This window comes from Amphiplicatus metriothermophilus (genome assembly GCF_900199215.1).
Lineage (GTDB): Bacteria > Pseudomonadota > Alphaproteobacteria > Caulobacterales > Parvularculaceae > Amphiplicatus > Amphiplicatus metriothermophilus.
Genome location: NZ_FZQA01000001.1, coordinates 103382 through 120240, shown reverse-complemented (window position 1 = coordinate 120240; position 16859 = coordinate 103382). Strand labels below are relative to the sequence as shown.

Here is a 16859-nt window from a genome sequence, read left to right as displayed (position 1 = left end):
CTATTTATGGAGAGCGTCGATCTGGCGGCCCCGTCGGCCTGTCTTTGCTTCAACCTGCGCAAGGCGGCGCGGGCGGCGACCCGCGCGCTCGACGCCGCGCTGAAGCCGGTCGGGCTCACGGCGACGCAATTCTCCGCGCTCGCCGTTTTGCGCGCGATGGACGAGGCGTCCGTATCGCGCCTCGCTGAGGCGATGGGCGCAGATCGGACGACGTTGACGCGCAATCTCGCCGTGATGGAGAGGGACGGATTGATCGCATACAGACCGTCCAGAGATCGGCGCGAGCGCCGCGTCGCGCTCACGGCGCGCGGCCGGCGCGCCCATGAAAGGAGCCTGCCCCTGTGGGCTGCGTTCCAGGCGCGCGCCGTCGGACGGCTCGGCGAGAAAGAAGCGGCGCGGCTTCTGGCCGTACTTGGCGCCGTCGGCTGACGGCGAGTTTTTTTCATCAGTTAGGTGTATATACACTATACTGGAGGAGGTTGCGATGTCCGAGCATGTCGAACTGGCGGAGCGCGCCGGCGCCGGATCCGAGAGCGCGGCGGCGGGCAAAGGCGAGCCGCTTTTGCGCCTTCCTGTCATCGCGACGCTCATCGTCTGGGGCGCGTTGTCGGCGCTCGCCGCCGCGAACGGATTGTATCAATCCGTGAACGGCGCGCCGCCTTATGGACTCGTCGCTGCGGCGATTCTGCCGCCGCTCGCCTTTTGCGCCGCTTATGGGCGGTCAGCGGGGCTTCGCCGCTGGGCGGATGAGATCGACCTTGGCCTTGTGACGGCGCTGCAGGGCTGGCGCGTCGTCGGCGCGGCTTTCGTGTTCGTTTGGGGGCTCGGCATGCTGCCGGCTGTTTTCGCCGCGCCGGCGGGCTTCGGCGACATCGCCGTGGGCCTAGCCGCGCCCTTCGTCGCGCTCGCCGTCTGGCGCCGGTCCCCCGGCTGGAGGCGCGCATCCTACGCGCTGATCGCCGCCGGCCTGTTCGACTTCGCGGCCGCGTTCGCGACCGGCGCGCTTGCGCGCGAAGGCGGCGCGTTGCACCAGCCGGGGGCGATCCATACCGGCCTGATGGCCGAGCTCCCGCTCGCGCTCATTCCCGGCTATCTCGTGCCGGCTTTCGCGATCCTGCACCTGATCGCGTTCTTCAAGCTGCGTCGGGCCTGACGGGAGCTATTCAGTCAGCTCAAAGACGAACCGTTCGACGACGCCGCGGCGCGCGACCGGACGCCCGTTCTCATAGGCCGGCGGATATTTCCAGCGCGAAACGGCGCGAATAACCGTGTGGTCGAAGCAGGAATGGACGAGGAAAGGATGAGCGGATTGACGACGTCCCTCTCGGGCGTGACGTCGAACTGCACCAGCACCACGCCCTCGACGTTCTGCGCCGCGCAGCGCTCGGGATAGGCCGGGGCGACGCGGATCGTCGGCGCCGTCGCCGGCCCGCCGATCGGTCCGATAGGACCGGGGTCGATCTCGCCGGGCTTCGGCAAATCGATCGTTCCTTCGGGTTTGTCGCCCTTCTTCGTCCGCGGGGGGATAGGCGGCGGCGCCTCGGGCGGGCTCAACTCCTCTTTCCCGCCTTCCGGCCCTATCTCTGGCTCGGGAATTTTGGCGACGATGCTGATGTCGGGAACCGCCTTCGCCGGTTCGAGACGCAGGTCCTGACGGATCAGGCCCGCCATCAGAACGAACAGCGCCGCCGTGATCGCGATCGCAGCCGGCGCGCCGAAAATCCAACGCATGATGCTCATCGCGCGATCCCTTTCTGCGCATTCCTTCTGCGCCGCTCATGCGGCGCGTCTGGTCCTGCGGCCGGCGCGCGGGGAACTCGAAGGCGACTGGCGCGCGCCTCTCTACTGGAACTATCGGCGAGAACGGGCGCGGGCATAAAGCGAAAATCATCCTTTGCGCGTCTTTATTGCGGCGCTCCACACGTATTCTTTATATGAAAACCGGCGCGCCGATGGCGCGCCGGTCCGAATTTCGACCCCAAGGAGAAGTCTGCGCTCAGTAGCGGTAGTGGTCCGGCTTGAACGGTCCGTTCGGATCGACGCCGATATATTCCGCCTGCTCTTCGGAGAGCTTCGTCAGCTTCGCGCCGACCTTGGGCAAATGCAGCGCGGCGACCTTCTCGTCGAGATGCTTGGGCAGCACGTAGACTTCGTTCCTATACTGATCGCCTTTCGTCCACAGCTCGATTTGCGCGAGAGTCTGGTTGGTGAAGGACGCCGACATGACGAAGCTCGGATGACCGGTGGCGTTGCCGAGATTGAGCAGCCGGCCTTCCGACAGAAGGATGATCCGCTTGCCGTCGGGGAACTGGACCATGTCCACCTGGTCCTTGACGTTCACCCATTTGAAGTTGCGCAGGGCCTCGACCTGAATTTCGTTGTCGAAATGGCCGATATTGCCGACGATGGCCATGTCCTTGAGCTTGCGCATGTGGTCGACGGTGAGGACGTCCTTGTTGCCCGTCGCCGTGATGACGATGTCGGCTCGATGGATGTCCTCGTCGAGGGTGACGACTTCATAGCCGTCCATGGCGGCCTGGAGCGCGCAGATGGGATCGACTTCCGTCACCATCACCCGCGCGCCGGCGCCCCTCAGCGAGGCGGCCGAGCCCTTGCCCACATCGCCATAGCCGCACACGATCGCGACCTTGCCGGCGATCATCACGTCGGTCGCGCGGCGGATGCCGTCCACCAGCGACTCCCGGCAGCCGTATTTGTTGTCGAATTTCGACTTCGTGACGGAGTCGTTGACGTTGATGGCGGGGAAGGGCAGCTGGCCCTTCTTCTGGCGCTGATAAAGGCGCAGAACGCCCGTGGTGGTCTCTTCGGTGACGCCGCGGATGCTGGCCTTCACCTTCGAGTACCAGCCGGGATTTTTATCGAGCCGGCGGCGAATGGTCTGAAAGAGATATTTCTCTTCCTCGTTTTTCGGATTCTCGATGAGCGACGGATTTTTCTCCGCATCCGAACCGAGGAGAACGAGCAGGGTCGCGTCCCCGCCGTCGTCGAGGATCATGTTGGCGGTCTCGCCGTTCGGCCATTCGAAAATGCGGTCGGCGAAGTCCCAATACTGCTCGAGGGTTTCGCCCTTGAAGGCGAAGACGGGAACGCCGGCCGCGGCGATGGCGGCCGCCGCATGGTCCTGGGTCGAAAATATGTTGCACGAGGCCCAGCGGATTTCCGCCCCTAGCGCCTGAAGGGTCTCGATCAGCACCGCCGTCTGGATGGTCATGTGCAGCGAGCCGGCGATCCGCGCGCCCTTCAGCGGCTTTTTCGGCCCGAACTCCTCGCGGAGAGCCATGAGGCCGGGCATTTCGGTTTCGGCGATTTCGATCTCCCGGCGTCCGTAATCGGCGAGCGAGATGTCCTTGACGGCGTAGTCCTTGCGGCTGGGCTCTGTCATCCGGCGGTCCTTCATGGGTGAAAACGATCCAAAAGCCGGGCGCTTATAGCAGGGGGGCGCGTCGCGGCCAAGCTCATATAAGGATTTCTTTATGTCTTGCGCGGCCCGTCGCCGGCCGGTCCTGGCCCCCGCCCTTTTTTCTCCGCAATCGCCGGCCATGTCTTGGGCGGCTGGGGAATAGGGCAAGGCGGATCGACGTCTTTAGGGACAGGAGAAGGCGAGATGTCGAACTTCATCAAACGCCGCCGGCTCGCGCGGCAGGGCGCGCGCGACGCCTGGCTTTTGGGACTGGCCGCGAGCGCTGCGTTCCTCGCCGCCGGTTCGCTCATGGGCGCGCGGGCGGGCGAGGAGAACGCCGAAGAAGCGCCCGAGGCTCGCGAGGGGACCGATCTCCGCCTCGGCGCAGAGGTCGACCGCATCTGCTTCGGGCGCAATATAAACGGCTGGAAGCCCGTGAAGGGGGAAGACGACGTCGTCCTGCTCGAACGCGGCGTCGACGACTGGTACCGGGTGGAGCTTACCGGCGCGTGCGAGGAGCGCCTGTTCCGATTCGCTCAGGCGATCGGCATCGAAAGCCGGCCGTCCGGCGGGTGCGTGACCCACGGCGATGTCATCATCGTCGAGGATACGGGAAACTTCGCGCGCCGCTGCTTCATCCGGCGCATATATGAGTGGAACGACAAGGCGCCGGCGCCGGAAGAGGCGTCGCCGGGCGAGGACGCCTGAGGGGACTAGCCGCCCGCCGCGAGAATGGCGCGCAGGCCTTCCCGATAGGTCGGAAAGGCGAGCTTCAGCCCGAGCGCCTGCTTCATCCGGTCGTTCCGTACACGCTTGTTTTCGAGATAGAAGCTGCGCCCCATTTCGGAAAGCTCGGCCTCTTCGAAGGGAACGGGCGGGGGCGGGTCCACGCCCAGAAGCGCGCAGGCGTATTCGATCACGTCCTGGGGCGGCGACGGCTCGTCGTCGGCGAGATTGAACAGCGCGCCCGCTTCAGGCCGCGCGAGGCTCGCCTCAAGCGCCGCGGCGATGTCGTCCACATGCATCCGATTGAAGACCTGGCCTTCCTTCACGATGCGCCTGGCGCGGCCCTCGCGCACGGCGTCGAGGGCCGATCGACCCGGCCCGTATATGCCCGGCAGGCGGAAGATCGCGACCGGCAGGTTCCAGGTCGCGCCGAGCGCGGCCCAGTCGGCCTCCGCCGCGATCCGGCGCAGCCCGCGCCTGGAAGCGGCGCGCAGGGGCGAGAATTCGTCCACCCAGGCCCCGCCGTGATCGCCATAGACGCCGTTGGAGGAAAGATAGCCGATCCAGGCGATGTCGCCGGCCCGCGCGGCGAGCGCCTCGCCCGCCGCGGCCAGCGCCGGGCAGCCGCCTTCGCCCGGCGGCGTCGAGACGAGAACGGCGCACGCGCCTGCGAAGGCGGCGGGGTCGATTCCGGACCCGGTCCAGGGAATCGCGCGCGCGCCGGCGCGCTCGATCGCGGCGGCCTTCTCGGCGCTGCGCGCCGTCGCGGCGATCCGCCAGCGCGCCGTCTTGAGCCGGCGCGCGAGCGCGCGCGCCGTGTAGCCGTAGCCGAGAAAAACGATCTCGCGATCAGTCAAGGCGGCATCCTTTCGCGGCGGGTCGATATTTACAGCGCCGCCGCCGGCGGACAAACATGGGCGTCATGTACCGCCTCTTCGTCGCTTTGTCGCTCCCCGAAGTCGTCGCCGACGCGCTCGCGCAGCTCCAGACCGGGCTCGAGGGCGCGCGCTGGCGGCCCGACGAGGCTTTTCATCTCACCTTGCAGTTCATCGGCGACGCGGACCGGCATGGGCTTGAGGACATTCACGCCTCGCTTTCAGGCGTCGCCGCGCCGGGCTTCGACCTCACTTTATCAGGATGCGGATTTTTTGGCGACCGCAGGCCGCACGTGCTCTGGGCTGGCGTGGCCGCCTCTGCGCCGCTGGCGCATCTTCAGTCGAAAGTGGCGAACGCGCTGGCGCGCGCAGGCTATCCGGGCGACAGGCGCAAATTCGCGCCGCACGTGACGCTCGCCTATCTGAGCGGGGTCAGCCGCGAGGCCGTCGCGCGCTTCTGCGCCATGCACGGGCTGTTCGCCTGCGGGCCGTTCCCGGTGGAGGAGTTCCACCTTTACGAGTCGCGTCTCGGCGGAGACGCGAGCCATTACGAGATTCTCGAGACCTATCCGCTCGCGCCTTCGCGATAGGGGCGGGAACCGCGCCCGCCTTCGAACCGGGTTATTGAAATTCCTTCGCGCGGCGCCGTTATGACATTCTCGCGAGCGCGGCCGTTTCCGCGCGCGCGGCGTCTTTTCAATCCGCTCCCGGCGGCCCTATGGTCGGCCGGCCGGCCACGCAGGGAGTCCTCCATGCCGCTTTCGCTTTCGGACGTCGCCTACGCTTCGCTGAACCAGATGCTCGCCGCGCTCGACGGCGTCCTCGACAAGGGGGCCGCGCACGCGCGCGCGAAGGGCGTCGAGGAGCAGGTCTTCCTCGACTGGCGTCTCGCGCCGGACATGTTTCCCATGAAGCGGCAGACGCAGATCGCCTGCGATATCGCCTCGCGGGGTCTGGCGCGACTTGCGCGCGTCGAGCCGCCGTCCGTTCCCGACACGGAGGAAAGTTTCGAGGCGCTGAGGGCGCGCGTCGCGAAAGCGCGCGATTTCATCAGGGCGCTCGATCGGGGCGCGATCGACTCGCAGCCCGAGGCGGAGGTGACCTTTCCGGTCGGGCAGGAAACGATGACGCTCAAGCGGCGCGACTATCTTCTGAATTTCGTGCTGCCGAACGTCTATTTCCACGTCACGGCGGCCTACGCGCTTTTGCGCGCCTGCGGGGTTCCGCTGGGGAAGGCGGACTTCCTCGCGCGTCCGCGCTAACGCGGCGCGATGATCGGCTGCAACGTTTCGCCGGACACGAAGCGCGGCGCCCAGGCGCGGATCTCGGCCGTGAACACTCCCTCGACGATCGCGGGGTCGGCGGCGAGCAGGCGTTCGGCCTCCGCGCGATCCTGCGCCCACACTAGCGCGACGCCCCCGTCTGCGTCCGCATAGCCGCCGGCGGCGAAAATGCGGCCCTCGTCCAGCAGCGAGCGGATGTAGCGCCCGTGCGGCAGAAGGTTCTGCTCGCGCATCGGCTTGCCCTCGACCCAGGCGGGGCCGGGGCTGTAGGCGAAAATGAACAGGGCGCGCTCGGGTTGGGCGGCGGCGTTTTCCGCCGCGGCGCGGGCCAATCCGAGCGCGGCGATGGCCAGCATGGCGGAGAGAACAAGCTTTGACATGGGCGATTCCTCTCAGGCTCGATGCCGGGACGACGCTATCATGCGGTTGGATATTTCGGAGACGAGGATAACGAAAACGTGATGGAGGACGTCATGCGCATCGTCGTTCTGACCGGCTCCGGCGTGTCGGCCGAATCGGGGGTGGCGACTTTCCGCGACCGGAATGGCGTCTGGGCGAAATACGACTGGCGCAGGGCGGCCACGCCGGAAGGGTTCGCCGCCGATCCGGCTTTCGTGCACGCCTTCTATAACGAGCGCCGGCGCGCGCTGCCGGCCGTCAGGCCGAATGCGGCGCATTATGCGCTGGCGAAGCTGGAGAAAGAGCTCGCCGCGCGCGGGGGCTCGCTCACATTGGTCACGCAGAACGTCGACGACCTGCATGAGCGCGCCGGATCGAAAAACCTTATCCATATGCATGGCGAGCTCATGAAGGCGCGCTGCGGCGCCTGCTATTCTGTTCATCCGTGGAAAGATGAGTTGAGCATCGAGACGCGCTGCCCCGTCTGCGATCATGCGGGCGCGATGCGCCCGCATGTCGTCTGGTTCGGCGAGATCCCGATGGCGCTCGACGCGATTTACGAGGCCGTGACGTCTGCGGACCTGTTCGCGGCGATCGGCACGTCGGGCGCGGTCTATCCGGCGGCGGGTCTTGTCGGCGAGGCGCGCGCGATGAACATTCCCTGTACGGAGCTGAATCTCGAACCGTCGGAGAACGCCTGGCTCTTCACTGACAGCCGTTACGGCCCGGCCACGAAGATCGTTCCGCGCTGGGTCGAGGAAACGCTGAACGGAGCCTGAAGAACCGCGCCCCGCCTCGCGGAGGCGTTAACCATTACACTCTTGCAATCGGGCGCGGCGCGTCCCATGCTTCAGTCAGGTTCAACAAACGAAAGGAGGTGATCCGATGTCTAGCGATTTCTCGAAGCCGATGAGGTCTTCGCGGAAAGTCCGCGCTTCGGAGCAGCCTCCGGCAGCGCGCTGACCGCCGAAATCGAACCAGGATTTCGAGGCCGTTCGGCCGAGGAAATTGCGGGGGCCGCCCGAAGGACGGCCCTTTTTTCTTTTTTCGAGGCTTAAAGCTCCTTGTACATGATATGCGCGTCGACAAGGCCGAGGCGCGCGTGGCGGAACGCTTTCGGGACCGTGCCGATGATCCGCATGCCGCTTTTGAGCCAGGCCCTGACGGCCGCTTCGTTCGTCGCGATGACGAGGTTGAACTTCATCGCCCGATAGCCGCGCTCGCGCGCGATCTCCTGCGAGCGCCGGCACAGCGCGACGGCGAGCCCGCGCCCGCGCGCGCTTTCCGCGACCACATAGCCGCAATTGCAGACGTGATCGCCGAGACCGGGCTGGTCGGGCCGGATGTAGAACGCGCCGACGGCCCGGCCCTCCGCGTCGCGGGCGACGTAGGAAGCCTCGGTCGTCTCCGCCCAGTAGAGGCGCGCTTCCTCTTCAGTGATCGCCGGGTCGCAGGGATAGGTCTCGCCGGCGCGGAACACCGGCTCCAGCATCGCCCAGACCGTAGGCCAGTCTTCGTCGCGGAGCGGTTGGATCTTCAGCATGGGGGGCCCTTTCGCGCGCGTCTTGCCGCCGCCGGCGGGACTATCTAAACCGGACGCGCAGCCGATGGGAGACGAGGCGTGGTTGAAAAGCTCGACGACGCGGCGCGCGCGGCGTTTTTCAGGGATCATCCCGGCTGGACGCCTGTCGAAGGCCGGGACGCCGCCTTTCGCGCCTTCAAGTTTTCCGATTTCAACGCCGCCTTCGGCTTCATGACGCGCGTCGCGCTCGCGGCCGAGAAGGCCGATCATCATCCCGAGTGGTTCAACGTCTACAATCGGGTCGAGATCACGCTGGCGACTCATGAGGCCGGCGGGCTCACCCGGCGCGACGCGGCGCTGGCGAAGGTCATCGATGCCGCGGCGAAGGCCGCGGGCGCGAATTGAGGCCCGGGCCGCAAATTCGCCCGTTTCGCGCCGTTCTCTCGCCCGCCGATCCGGGCTAGGCTAGGGCGGCATAAGATGCTGAAATCACCCGGGGAATTGACAATGGCGACGATCGCGCTGGTCGACGACGACGAAAACATCCTCACCTCCGTCTCCATGGCGCTGGAATCGGAAGGCTTCAAGGTGAAGACCTATGAAGACGGCGCCTCGGCGCTCGCCGACATCGCCGCGACGCCGCCCGACCTCGTCGTCTCCGACATCAAGATGCCCACGATGGACGGCATGGAGCTGCTGCGCCGCATCCGGCAGAGCTCGGACCTGCCGCTCATCTTCCTCACCTCCAAGGACGAGGAGATCGACGAGGTTCTGGGCCTGACCATGGGCGCGGACGACTATGTGAAGAAGCCGTTCTCGCAGCGGCTCCTCATCGAGCGCATCAAGGCGGTGCTGCGCCGGCGGTCGGCCGGCCCGACGCCGACCGAGGAGGAGGAGAAAAAGATCCTGCGCCGGGGGGACCTCACGCTCGATCCCCTGCGCCACGCCTGCACGTGGAAAGGCCAGCCGGTCACGCTCACGGTCACTGAGTTTCTGATTCTCCAGGCGCTCGCCCAGCGCCCGGGTTTCGTGAAGAACCGCGACCAGCTCATGGACGCGGCCTATGACGACCAGGTCTATGTCGACGACCGCACCATCGACAGCCACATAAAGCGCATACGGAAGAAGTTCCGCATGGTCGACAAGGACTTCGACGCCATCGAGACCCTGTACGGCGTGGGCTACAAGTACAAAGAGAACTGATGGCGCGAACGGCCGGCAGGCGGCGTCGGCGCGGGGCGGGCCTTCAGGTCTCGCGCCTGACGCTGACGATCTTTCTCGCCAATCTCGCCGGCCTCGCCGTCCTTCTGTTCGGCTCGTTCGGGCTCACCCAGTTCCGCGACGGCCTCATCCAGGCCAAGCTCGAAGGCGTGCGCGCCCAGGCGCAGATCATCGCCGACGTGTTGGCCCAGACGGCAATCGACGAGACCTCCTGCCGGCCGATGGAGGCGGGCGAGGCCGGTCCCGGCGAGGCGGGCTGCGCGCTCGCGCTCAATGAAGGCGACGTCAATCAGATCTTCACGCGAGTGTGGGACAGCTTCGAAGGACGGGTGCGAATCTTCAATGCGCCGCAGAGCTTCTCCGATCCGCCGGTGACCGATGCGGGCGCGCTGCTTCTCGAGGACGTGGTGCTGCGCCGCGACGTCATTATCGTCGAAGAGCTCGCCCCAATAGACGCTTCGCCTACGGAAGAGTTTATCAACGAGGCTCGCCGGCGGCTCGCCGAAGCGTTCGGAAATTTTCTCGCTGGCGGGTACCGGCGCGAGGCGGCGCGGCGCGCGCTCGAAGACGAGCTCAACGAGGCCCTCGCCTCCTCGCCGTTCGCCGAGGAGCGCGGCGCGACCTCGCTGCGCCTCAACGAGGACGGCGAGCTCGTCGCCTCCGTATCCGTTCCGATCCGAAAGGTGCAGGCGATCTACGGGATCGTGACGGCCGAGATCGGCGGCATCGACGAGCTGGTGCTCGCCGCGCGACTCGCCATCTTGCCGTTTTTCGGCCTTGCATGCCTCACGGCGATCCTGTCGGCGTTTCTGCTCACCGCGGCCATCGCCCAGCCGATCCGCCAGCTCGCGCTCGCCGCCCATCAGGTGCGCGAAGGCGTCTCGGCGGCCGGCCGGGTGCGCATTCCCGATCTGACGGCGCGGCGCGACGAGATCGGCGAGCTCTCGGCGGCGCTGCGCTCCATGACCCAGGCCGTCTACGACCGCATGGAGGCGATCGAGACGTTCGCCGCCGACGTGGCCCATGAGCTCAAGAACCCGCTGACCTCGATCCGCAGCGCCGCCGAAACGCTTGAGATCGCCAAAGACTCGGCGGCGCGCGAAAAGCTGATGGCGCTCATCAAGAAAGACGTCGCGCGCATGAACCGTCTGATTACGGATATTTCGAACGCTTCGCGCCTCGACGCCGAGCTCGCCCGCCAGACCCATGAGCCTGTGGAGCTGCGCAAGCTCATCGCCGACATCGGCGAGCTTTACGCGGCGACCCTGAAGGACGGCGAGGCGCGCGTGCGTTTCGACGCGGCAGGCCCGCCGGTCTATGTCAGCGGCAATCCGACGGCGCTGAGCCAGGTGTTCCGCAATCTGATCGACAACGCCCGCTCGTTCAGCCCGCCGAACGGCGAGGTGCGCGTCTTTCTGGAGCCGGCGGCGGATCGCGAGGCGCGCCTGCGCGTGCTGGTCGAGGACGACGGGCCGGGCGTGCCGCCCGACGCGCTCGAAAAAATCTTCACCCGGTTCTATACGAAGCGTCCGTCCGGCTCTGCCTTCGGGAACAATTCCGGGCTCGGCCTCGCCATCTGCCGCCAGATCGTCGCCTCCCACGGCGGGCGGATCTGGGCCGAGAACCGGCTCGCCGATCCGGCGAACCCGGAAGGGCCGCGGCTCGGCGCGCGCTTCGTCGTCGAGCTGCCGGCCGCATGAGGAAGCCCATGCTGATTCACGGCGTCGCGCTCGCTGTCGCGCTCGATCCCGACGGGCCTCTCGCCGGGGCGCTGCTGCTCGGCCGGTCGGGGGCGGGCAAGTCGGCCCTCGCGATCGCCGCGGTCGAGACCTGCCCCTGGCGGCGCACGGCCCTCGTCGCGGACGACGCGGCGATCATCGAATCGGACGGGACGGGCGTGTGGGCCTCGGCGCCCGAGCGCATTCGCGGCCTCGTCGAGCTGCGCGGCTTTGGGCCGGTTCCCATCCGCGCCGCCGCGCGCGCGCGCCTTCAGGCGGTCTTCGACCTCGACGCGCCGGGCGCGCGCGTGCCGGAGCCGGGCGCGTTCGACGCCGGCGGCGGCGTCCTGCCGCGCTATCCCTTTGCGCCGGGGCCGGATGGACCTATACGGCTCCGCATGGCGCTGCGGGCGATTTTGGGTGGACAAACGCCCTGAGGCGCGCACCATGGACGTTTCGAATCGCGTTGAGGGGATCGCGCTGAAGGAGCCTGAATGATCGGCATCGTCGTCGTCACCCACGGCCGCCTCGCCGAAGAGTTTCTCGCCGCCGCCGAGCATGTGGTCGGCCCGCAGGAGCGCGCCCGCGCCATCTCCATCGGTCCGGACGACGACATGGAGAAGCGCCGGACCGACATTCTCGCCGCCGCCCAGGAGGTCGACGACGGCGACGGCGTCATCATTTTCACCGACATGTTCGGCGGCACGCCGTCCAATCTTGCGATCTCCGTGATGGAGAAGGCGAACGCCGAAGTGATCGCGGGCGTCAACCTGCCGATGCTCATCAAGATCGCCTCGATCCGCGCCGACAAGGATCTGGCCGACGCGGTCGCCGCCGCCCATGAGGCCGGGCGCAAATACATCAACGTCGCCTCCTGGGTGCTGTCCGGGGAATCCGACGAGAAGTGAGCGACGAAGTCCGCCCGCCCGCTTCCGCGGCCCGCGCCGCAAGGCCGCTCACGGCCGAGGTGACGGTGCTGAACCGGCGCGGCCTGCATGCGCGCGCCTCAGCCCGGTTCTGCGCCGTCGTCAACTCCTTCGAGGCGACGATCCGCGTGACCAAGGACGACGTCACCGTCGGCGGCGCGTCGATCATGGGACTGATGATGCTGGGCGCGGGGCCCGGCGCGCGCCTTCTCATCACCGCCGAGGGCCCGCAGGCCGCCGAAGCTCTCGACACGCTCGTCAAGCTCGTCGAGCACCGCTTCGGCGAGGAGGCGTGAGCGCCGGGCCGCCCTTAGAATAAGTTGCTCGCCGGTGCGTCGGCCGCGGCCGACAGCGGCGCCTGCACGCTGACCGGCTGGCCGTCGCGCAGGCGCTCGCCGCCGCGGATGACGAGCCGGTCGCCAGGCGCGATCTCGCCGATCACCTCGATGAGCTCGCCGTCCGCCGTGCCGAGCTCCACGTCGACCCGGCGGGCGGTGTTCTCCGCGTCGACGACGAAGACGCTGACCCGTCCGGCGCGCAGGATGAGCGCGTCGCGGTGAGCCGCGACGACGGGCTGGGGCGTCCGGGTCGGCAGCCTCGCGCGCACCGCCGCACCGATCGGCCAGGGCGCTTCGCCGCTCTCGTCCGCCGGCAGGGCGAGGCGCAGCTCCAGCATCCGCGTGACCTCGTCGCCCACCGGCACGACGGCGCGCGCCTCGGCCTGGAGCGTTTTCACGCCGTCGCTGACGGGGATGGAATCGCCGGGCCGCACCGCGGCGAGAACGCTCGCCGGCGCCTGGGCGGTCACTTCGAGCCGGCGCGTGTCGACGAGACGCAGGAGCGCGGCGCCGGGCGCGGCGTATTCGCCGACCTGGATCGCCTGAGCGGCCACGCGCCCGGCGAAGGGCGCGCGCACCTCGGTGCGTTCGAGATTGACCCGCGCGCGCGCGAGCGCCGCCTCGGCGCGAACGAGATCGTTGCGGGCCGCGTCGCGGTCGGCGCGCATCTGGTCGAGGAAGGCTTCCGACTCGCCCGACTCCGCGCCGAGTCCCAGATAGCGTTCATAGAGCTTCGCGAGATTGTCCGCGCGCGCGGACAGCCTGCCGACGTCCGCTTCGGCTTCGGCGAGCGCGAGGCGCGCGTCGACGGGGTCGATGCGCGCGATGGCCGCGCCTTCCTCGACCTCCGCGCCGATCTCGGCGACCCATTCGATCTTGCCGGCGGCCGCCGCCGCGACGAGGCTGTCGCGCAGGGAGACGACCGTGCCCGGAACTTCCGCCTGCGGCGCGAGCTCGGCGCGCACCGCCTCGGCGACGCGCACGACGGCGGGCGGCGGGCCCGACGGGGCGCCGGCTTCGGCGGCGACGGCCTCGCTGTCGCCGCCGGAAACGAGGCCCGCGACATAGGCCGCCCCGCCCCCGGCGACGATCAGCGCGCCGGCGGCGAGAAAGATGAGACGGAGCTTCGGCATCTGGCTGGTCCTTTTTTGTCGTTGGATATTTCTGTCGTTTTCGTCGTCATTCGGCCGGCTGCAGCGCGCCCGCGGGCAGCGGGCGGCGCCGCGCCGGCGCGCCGATCTGCAGAAGCGAGGGCAGCAGCACCAGGGTGAACAGGGTCGAGACCGCCATCCCGCCGACGATCACGGTCGCGAGCCCGCGATAGATCGCCGAGCCCGCGCCCGGCGCGACGACCAGCGGCAGCATCCCCATGATCGAGGTGAGGGTGGTCAGGAAGATCGGCCTGATCCGCAGACGGAGCGCTTCGGCAACCGCCGCGCGGCGGTCGAGGCCCTCGCGTTCGCAGGCGCGCGCCTGCGAGACGAGCAGGATCGAATTGTTCACGACAAGGCCGAGCAGGATGATGAATCCGATCATGCCGAGCAGGTCGAGCGGGGTCGGCGTGACGAGGTTGAGAAGGCGCACCGCGACGATCCCGCCGACCGCCGCCATGGGCAGGGCGACGATGACGAGCGCGGCGTCGCGCACGGATTTGAACAGCGCCGAGAGGATGAGGAACAGGATCGCCACGGCGAGCAGGAAGTTCGCGCCGAGATTTTTCACCGCGCGCGCCAGGGCGTCGGCTTCCCCGGCGTATTTCACCGTCGCGCCTTCGGGCAGCGCGCGATAGAGATCGGCTTCGGCGTTCTCCTTCAGCGCCTCGACGACGTCCCCGAGCGCCATGCCCTTCGGCGGATTGATTCCGAGCGAGATGGCGCGCCGGCCGTCGAGGCGGCGGATCTGCTGCGGGCCGACGCCGCGCGCGATCGTCGCCAGCTCGCCAAGCGGCACGACCGCCCCGCCGGGCGTGGCGAGCGGCGCGGTCTCGATATGCTCCGGACCCGTCATGCCGTTCGCCTGAAGGATGATGTCGAGTCGCGCGTCCTCATGGAAGAACTCGCCCAGCCACAGCCCGTCGCCGAAGGCGCGCACCGCGCGCGCGAGCGAATCGCGGGTGAAGCCGGCCTCGGCGATCCGGCGGTCGTTCGGCAGGATGCGGATCTCCGGATTGACGACCTGGGGGTCGGGGTTCGGCCACACCGATGCGCCGGGCAGCGCCGCCTGAATGACGTCGATCGCCGCGGGAGCGGCTTCGGTCAGGGCTTCGTAATCGGCCGCCTGAAGCTCGACGCGGATTCCGCCGCCGCCGCCGAAGCCGCCGAACAGGTTGCCGCGCTCGGCGAAGACGCGCGTGTCGGGGAAGCCGGCGAGGATCTCCTCGTTGACGATGCGCTCGAGCGCGCCGAGCTTCGCGACGTCCTTCGCGCGCACGCCGATATTGCCGCCCCAGACGCCTGTGTAGAGGTAATAGTTGAGCAGCGCCGGCTCCTTCTCGCCTTTCATGTAGGGGTCGAGGCGTTCGACCACGACTTCGGCGAACTCCTTGCGCATTGTGTCGGCGTTGGCGCCGGACGGGAAGGAGATGAAGCCGTCTATGGCCGCGCGCTTCACCGGCGGCAGATAGTTGAGGGACGGAAAAAGCAGCCATCCGAGGGCGATCGGCGCGGCTGTGAGGCCCGCGATCCACGCCCAGCGCCTGCGCGGCGTGGCCGTCGCCGCCATGACGACGCCGGCGACGCGCTCGACGAAGCGGCGGCTCGCCGGCGGCGCGCTGCGGCGGGTCTTCATCAGATGCGCCGCGCCCGTCGGCAGCACCGTCACGGCGGCGAGCAGGCTGAAGCTGACGGCGACTGCGATGGTGAGCGCGAGGTCGGCGAAAAGCTGGCCTTCCACATCCTCGAAAAAGAGGATGGGCAGGAAGATCGCGACCGTCGTCACGGTGGAGGCGAAGAGCGCGCCGAAGACCTGGCCGACCGCCTCGCCGGCGGCGCGCATCGGCTCGCGGCCTTCCTCCCGCATGCGGACGAAATTCTCCATCACCACGATGGCGGCGTCGAGCACCATGCCGGTGGCGAAAGCGAGGCCGGCCAGCGAGATGACGTTGATCGACCGTCCGGCGACATTAAGGAACACGATCGTCGCCGCCAGACAGATCGGTATCGCCGCCGCGATGAGCAGGGTCGCCGCGACCCGCCGGATGAACAGCCACAGAACGCCTACGGCGAGCACGATCCCGGCGAGCAGATTTCCGGTCAGGAGCGACAGCGCCTGCTTGATGAAGAGCGAGGGATCGAAGCTCTTGTGCACCGCGTAGCCGAGCTCGGCGAGGGGGCCGGCGTTGAGTTCGTTGATCTTCTCGGTGACGGCGTTGATGGCCGCAAGCGTGTTGGCGCCCGGCGCGCGCATTACGCGCATGCCGATCGCCGGATTGCCGTTCTGGTAAACGACGCCCTGGGCCCGGTCCGGGCCGACCGCGACCTCGGCGATGTCGCCCAGACGGATCGGCGCGCCGTTGCGCCAGGCGAGAATGGCGTTCTCAAGCTGGTCGGCGGTGAAGCGGCCCTCGAAGCGCATGGTGTAATTGCGCCGGCCGACTTCGACCGAGCCGCCGGTGACGTCGGAGGAGCGGTTCGCCGCCTGCGAGATCTGGTCGAGCGTGATCCCGTACTGGGCCGCGAGGAAGGGATCGAACGAGATTCGCACGATCTCCTCGCCGTCGTCGCTGTTCACCTCGACGCCGGCCACGCCCTCGATGGATTCAAGCTCGGGCGCGATGCGCTGGCGCGCGAACTCGCTGAGGCGCGCGCCCGATTCGCTTGCGCCGGGCAGGCGCTGAAGAAACAGAAAGATCAGCGTGTCGCCCGCGCCGCCGCCGCCATTGTTGGTGATCGCCGGCCGGTCGGCGTCGGCGGGCAGGCCGCGCACCCGTTGCAGCCGGCTCGTCACCTCGGTGAAGGCCTTGTCCATGTCCGTGCCGAGAGCGAATTCGAGATGGACGAAGCCGCCGCCCGTATTCGACCAGGACTGCATGGTTCTCAGGCCCGGCGCGCCGCGCAGCTCGCGCTCGATCGGCTCGATGATCTCGGCCTCGACCTCGCGCGGGCTCGCCGCGCGCCAGCCGGTCCACACGCCGAGGGTCGGCCGCTCGATATTGGGGAAGAGCTGGATGGGCAGGCGCTCGACCGAGAGGGCGCCCAATAGCGCGACGACCGCGAGCAGCACGGCGATAGCGGCCGGATTGTTGAGGCACAGGCGGGTAAGACTCATGGGTCGGCGCCCCTCTGCCCGCGCCCCCTCTCGGATCGCGCCCCCGCGATCCGCGCGTTCTTGATGGAAACGATAGCGGTCAGCGAAGGGATGGAACGCCCGGCCGGGACCGAAAGCAAGCGGCGGGCCGGCCGGATGCGGCGAGCGGCCTTCCGCCTGCGGCG

General features: G+C 68.2%; 19 protein-coding genes. 12 read left to right on the top strand and 7 right to left on the bottom strand.

The window, feature by feature from the left end; genetic code table 11:
* Nucleotides 1-6 precede the first annotated feature (6 nt).
* Together CHB64_RS00655 and CHB64_RS00650 are read left to right on the top strand one after the other, a co-directional pair.
* Nucleotides 7-429, top strand: a complete 423-nt coding sequence (locus CHB64_RS00655) for a MarR family winged helix-turn-helix transcriptional regulator (protein ID WP_089410664.1) — start codon at nucleotides 7-9, stop codon at nucleotides 427-429.
* Between the two features lie 55 nt (nucleotides 430-484).
* Nucleotides 485-1153, top strand: a complete 669-nt coding sequence (locus CHB64_RS00650; protein ID WP_089410663.1) for a hypothetical protein — start codon at nucleotides 485-487, stop codon at nucleotides 1151-1153.
* Between the two features lie 14 nt (nucleotides 1154-1167).
* Here CHB64_RS00650 and CHB64_RS00645 read toward each other — a convergent pair whose 3' ends face one another.
* Both CHB64_RS00645 and ahcY read right to left on the bottom strand, forming a co-directional pair.
* On the bottom strand, nucleotides 1168-1740 hold the full coding sequence (locus CHB64_RS00645) for an energy transducer TonB (RefSeq protein ID WP_089410662.1): 573 nt from the start codon (nucleotides 1738-1740) through the stop codon (nucleotides 1168-1170).
* Nucleotides 1741-1996: 256 nt separating this feature from the next.
* Complete coding sequence (gene ahcY, locus CHB64_RS00640; RefSeq protein WP_089410661.1) at nucleotides 1997-3403, bottom strand: adenosylhomocysteinase; 1407 nt, start codon at nucleotides 3401-3403, stop codon at nucleotides 1997-1999.
* A 222-nt stretch (nucleotides 3404-3625) separates the two neighbouring features.
* On the opposite strand from ahcY, the gene CHB64_RS00635 reads away from it, so the two are divergent.
* Nucleotides 3626-4129 carry a DUF6491 family protein gene (locus tag CHB64_RS00635; RefSeq protein ID WP_089410660.1) on the top strand — a complete coding sequence of 168 codons (504 nt, stop codon included), beginning with the start codon at nucleotides 3626-3628 and terminating at the stop codon, nucleotides 4127-4129.
* 5 nt (nucleotides 4130-4134) lie between these two features.
* Here CHB64_RS00635 and CHB64_RS00630 read toward each other — a convergent pair whose 3' ends face one another.
* Nucleotides 4135-5004, bottom strand: coding sequence for an SDR family oxidoreductase (locus tag CHB64_RS00630; RefSeq protein ID WP_089411408.1), 870 nt, complete (start codon nucleotides 5002-5004; stop codon nucleotides 4135-4137).
* A 56-nt stretch (nucleotides 5005-5060) separates the two neighbouring features.
* Between CHB64_RS00630 and thpR the strand changes: the two genes are divergently transcribed.
* Together thpR and CHB64_RS00615 are read left to right on the top strand one after the other, a co-directional pair.
* On the top strand, nucleotides 5061-5612 hold the full coding sequence (gene thpR, locus CHB64_RS00625) for an RNA 2',3'-cyclic phosphodiesterase (protein ID WP_200815186.1): 552 nt from the start codon (nucleotides 5061-5063) through the stop codon (nucleotides 5610-5612).
* 162 nt (nucleotides 5613-5774) lie between these two features.
* Complete coding sequence (locus CHB64_RS00615) at nucleotides 5775-6284, top strand: DUF1993 domain-containing protein (RefSeq protein ID WP_089410658.1); 510 nt, start codon at nucleotides 5775-5777, stop codon at nucleotides 6282-6284.
* On the opposite strand, the gene CHB64_RS00610 is transcribed toward CHB64_RS00615, so the two are convergent.
* The gene (locus CHB64_RS00610) at nucleotides 6281-6685 is read right to left on the bottom strand and encodes a YciI family protein (RefSeq protein WP_089410657.1); all 405 of its coding nucleotides are present in this window, start codon (nucleotides 6683-6685) and stop codon (nucleotides 6281-6283) included. The two genes, CHB64_RS00615 and CHB64_RS00610, sit on opposite strands and share 4 nt — an antisense overlap.
* An 81-nt stretch (nucleotides 6686-6766) precedes the next feature.
* On the opposite strand from CHB64_RS00610, the gene CHB64_RS00605 reads away from it, so the two are divergent.
* Nucleotides 6767-7483: an NAD-dependent deacylase gene (locus CHB64_RS00605; protein WP_089411406.1), complete on the top strand. Its 717-nt coding sequence runs from the start codon at nucleotides 6767-6769 to the stop codon at nucleotides 7481-7483.
* 275 nt (nucleotides 7484-7758) lie between these two features.
* Here the strand turns inward: CHB64_RS00605 and CHB64_RS00600 are convergent, their stop codons facing one another.
* On the bottom strand, nucleotides 7759-8247 hold the full coding sequence (locus CHB64_RS00600; RefSeq protein WP_089410656.1) for a GNAT family N-acetyltransferase: 489 nt from the start codon (nucleotides 8245-8247) through the stop codon (nucleotides 7759-7761).
* Between the two features lie 78 nt (nucleotides 8248-8325).
* Between CHB64_RS00600 and CHB64_RS00595 the strand changes: the two genes are divergently transcribed.
* The 6 genes from CHB64_RS00595 (at nucleotide 8326) to CHB64_RS00570 (ending at nucleotide 12387) form a co-directional block, all read left to right on the top strand.
* Complete coding sequence (locus tag CHB64_RS00595; RefSeq protein ID WP_089410655.1) at nucleotides 8326-8631, top strand: 4a-hydroxytetrahydrobiopterin dehydratase; 306 nt, start codon at nucleotides 8326-8328, stop codon at nucleotides 8629-8631.
* A gap of 102 nt (nucleotides 8632-8733) precedes the next feature.
* Complete coding sequence (locus CHB64_RS00590) at nucleotides 8734-9429, top strand: response regulator transcription factor (protein WP_089410654.1); 696 nt, start codon at nucleotides 8734-8736, stop codon at nucleotides 9427-9429.
* On the top strand, nucleotides 9429-11147 hold the full coding sequence (locus tag CHB64_RS00585) for an ATP-binding protein (protein ID WP_089410653.1): 1719 nt from the start codon (nucleotides 9429-9431) through the stop codon (nucleotides 11145-11147). The genes CHB64_RS00590 and CHB64_RS00585 overlap by 1 nt, the downstream gene beginning before the upstream one ends.
* A gap of 8 nt (nucleotides 11148-11155) precedes the next feature.
* Nucleotides 11156-11602 carry an HPr kinase/phosphorylase gene (locus CHB64_RS00580; protein WP_089410652.1) on the top strand — a complete coding sequence of 149 codons (447 nt, stop codon included), beginning with the start codon at nucleotides 11156-11158 and terminating at the stop codon, nucleotides 11600-11602.
* A 57-nt stretch (nucleotides 11603-11659) separates the two neighbouring features.
* Complete coding sequence (locus tag CHB64_RS00575) at nucleotides 11660-12073, top strand: PTS sugar transporter subunit IIA (RefSeq protein WP_089410651.1); 414 nt, start codon at nucleotides 11660-11662, stop codon at nucleotides 12071-12073.
* Nucleotides 12070-12387, top strand: a complete 318-nt coding sequence (locus CHB64_RS00570; RefSeq protein ID WP_089410650.1) for an HPr family phosphocarrier protein — start codon at nucleotides 12070-12072, stop codon at nucleotides 12385-12387. Before CHB64_RS00575 ends, CHB64_RS00570 begins: the two co-directional genes overlap by 4 nt.
* A gap of 14 nt (nucleotides 12388-12401) precedes the next feature.
* Here CHB64_RS00570 and CHB64_RS00565 read toward each other — a convergent pair whose 3' ends face one another.
* Together CHB64_RS00565 and CHB64_RS00560 are read right to left on the bottom strand one after the other, a co-directional pair.
* Complete coding sequence (locus CHB64_RS00565) at nucleotides 12402-13562, bottom strand: efflux RND transporter periplasmic adaptor subunit (protein WP_089410649.1); 1161 nt, start codon at nucleotides 13560-13562, stop codon at nucleotides 12402-12404.
* Nucleotides 13563-13608: 46 nt separating this feature from the next.
* Nucleotides 13609-16695, bottom strand: coding sequence for an efflux RND transporter permease subunit (locus tag CHB64_RS00560; RefSeq protein ID WP_143265906.1), 3087 nt, complete (start codon nucleotides 16693-16695; stop codon nucleotides 13609-13611).
* Between the last annotated feature and the right edge of the window lie 164 nt (nucleotides 16696-16859).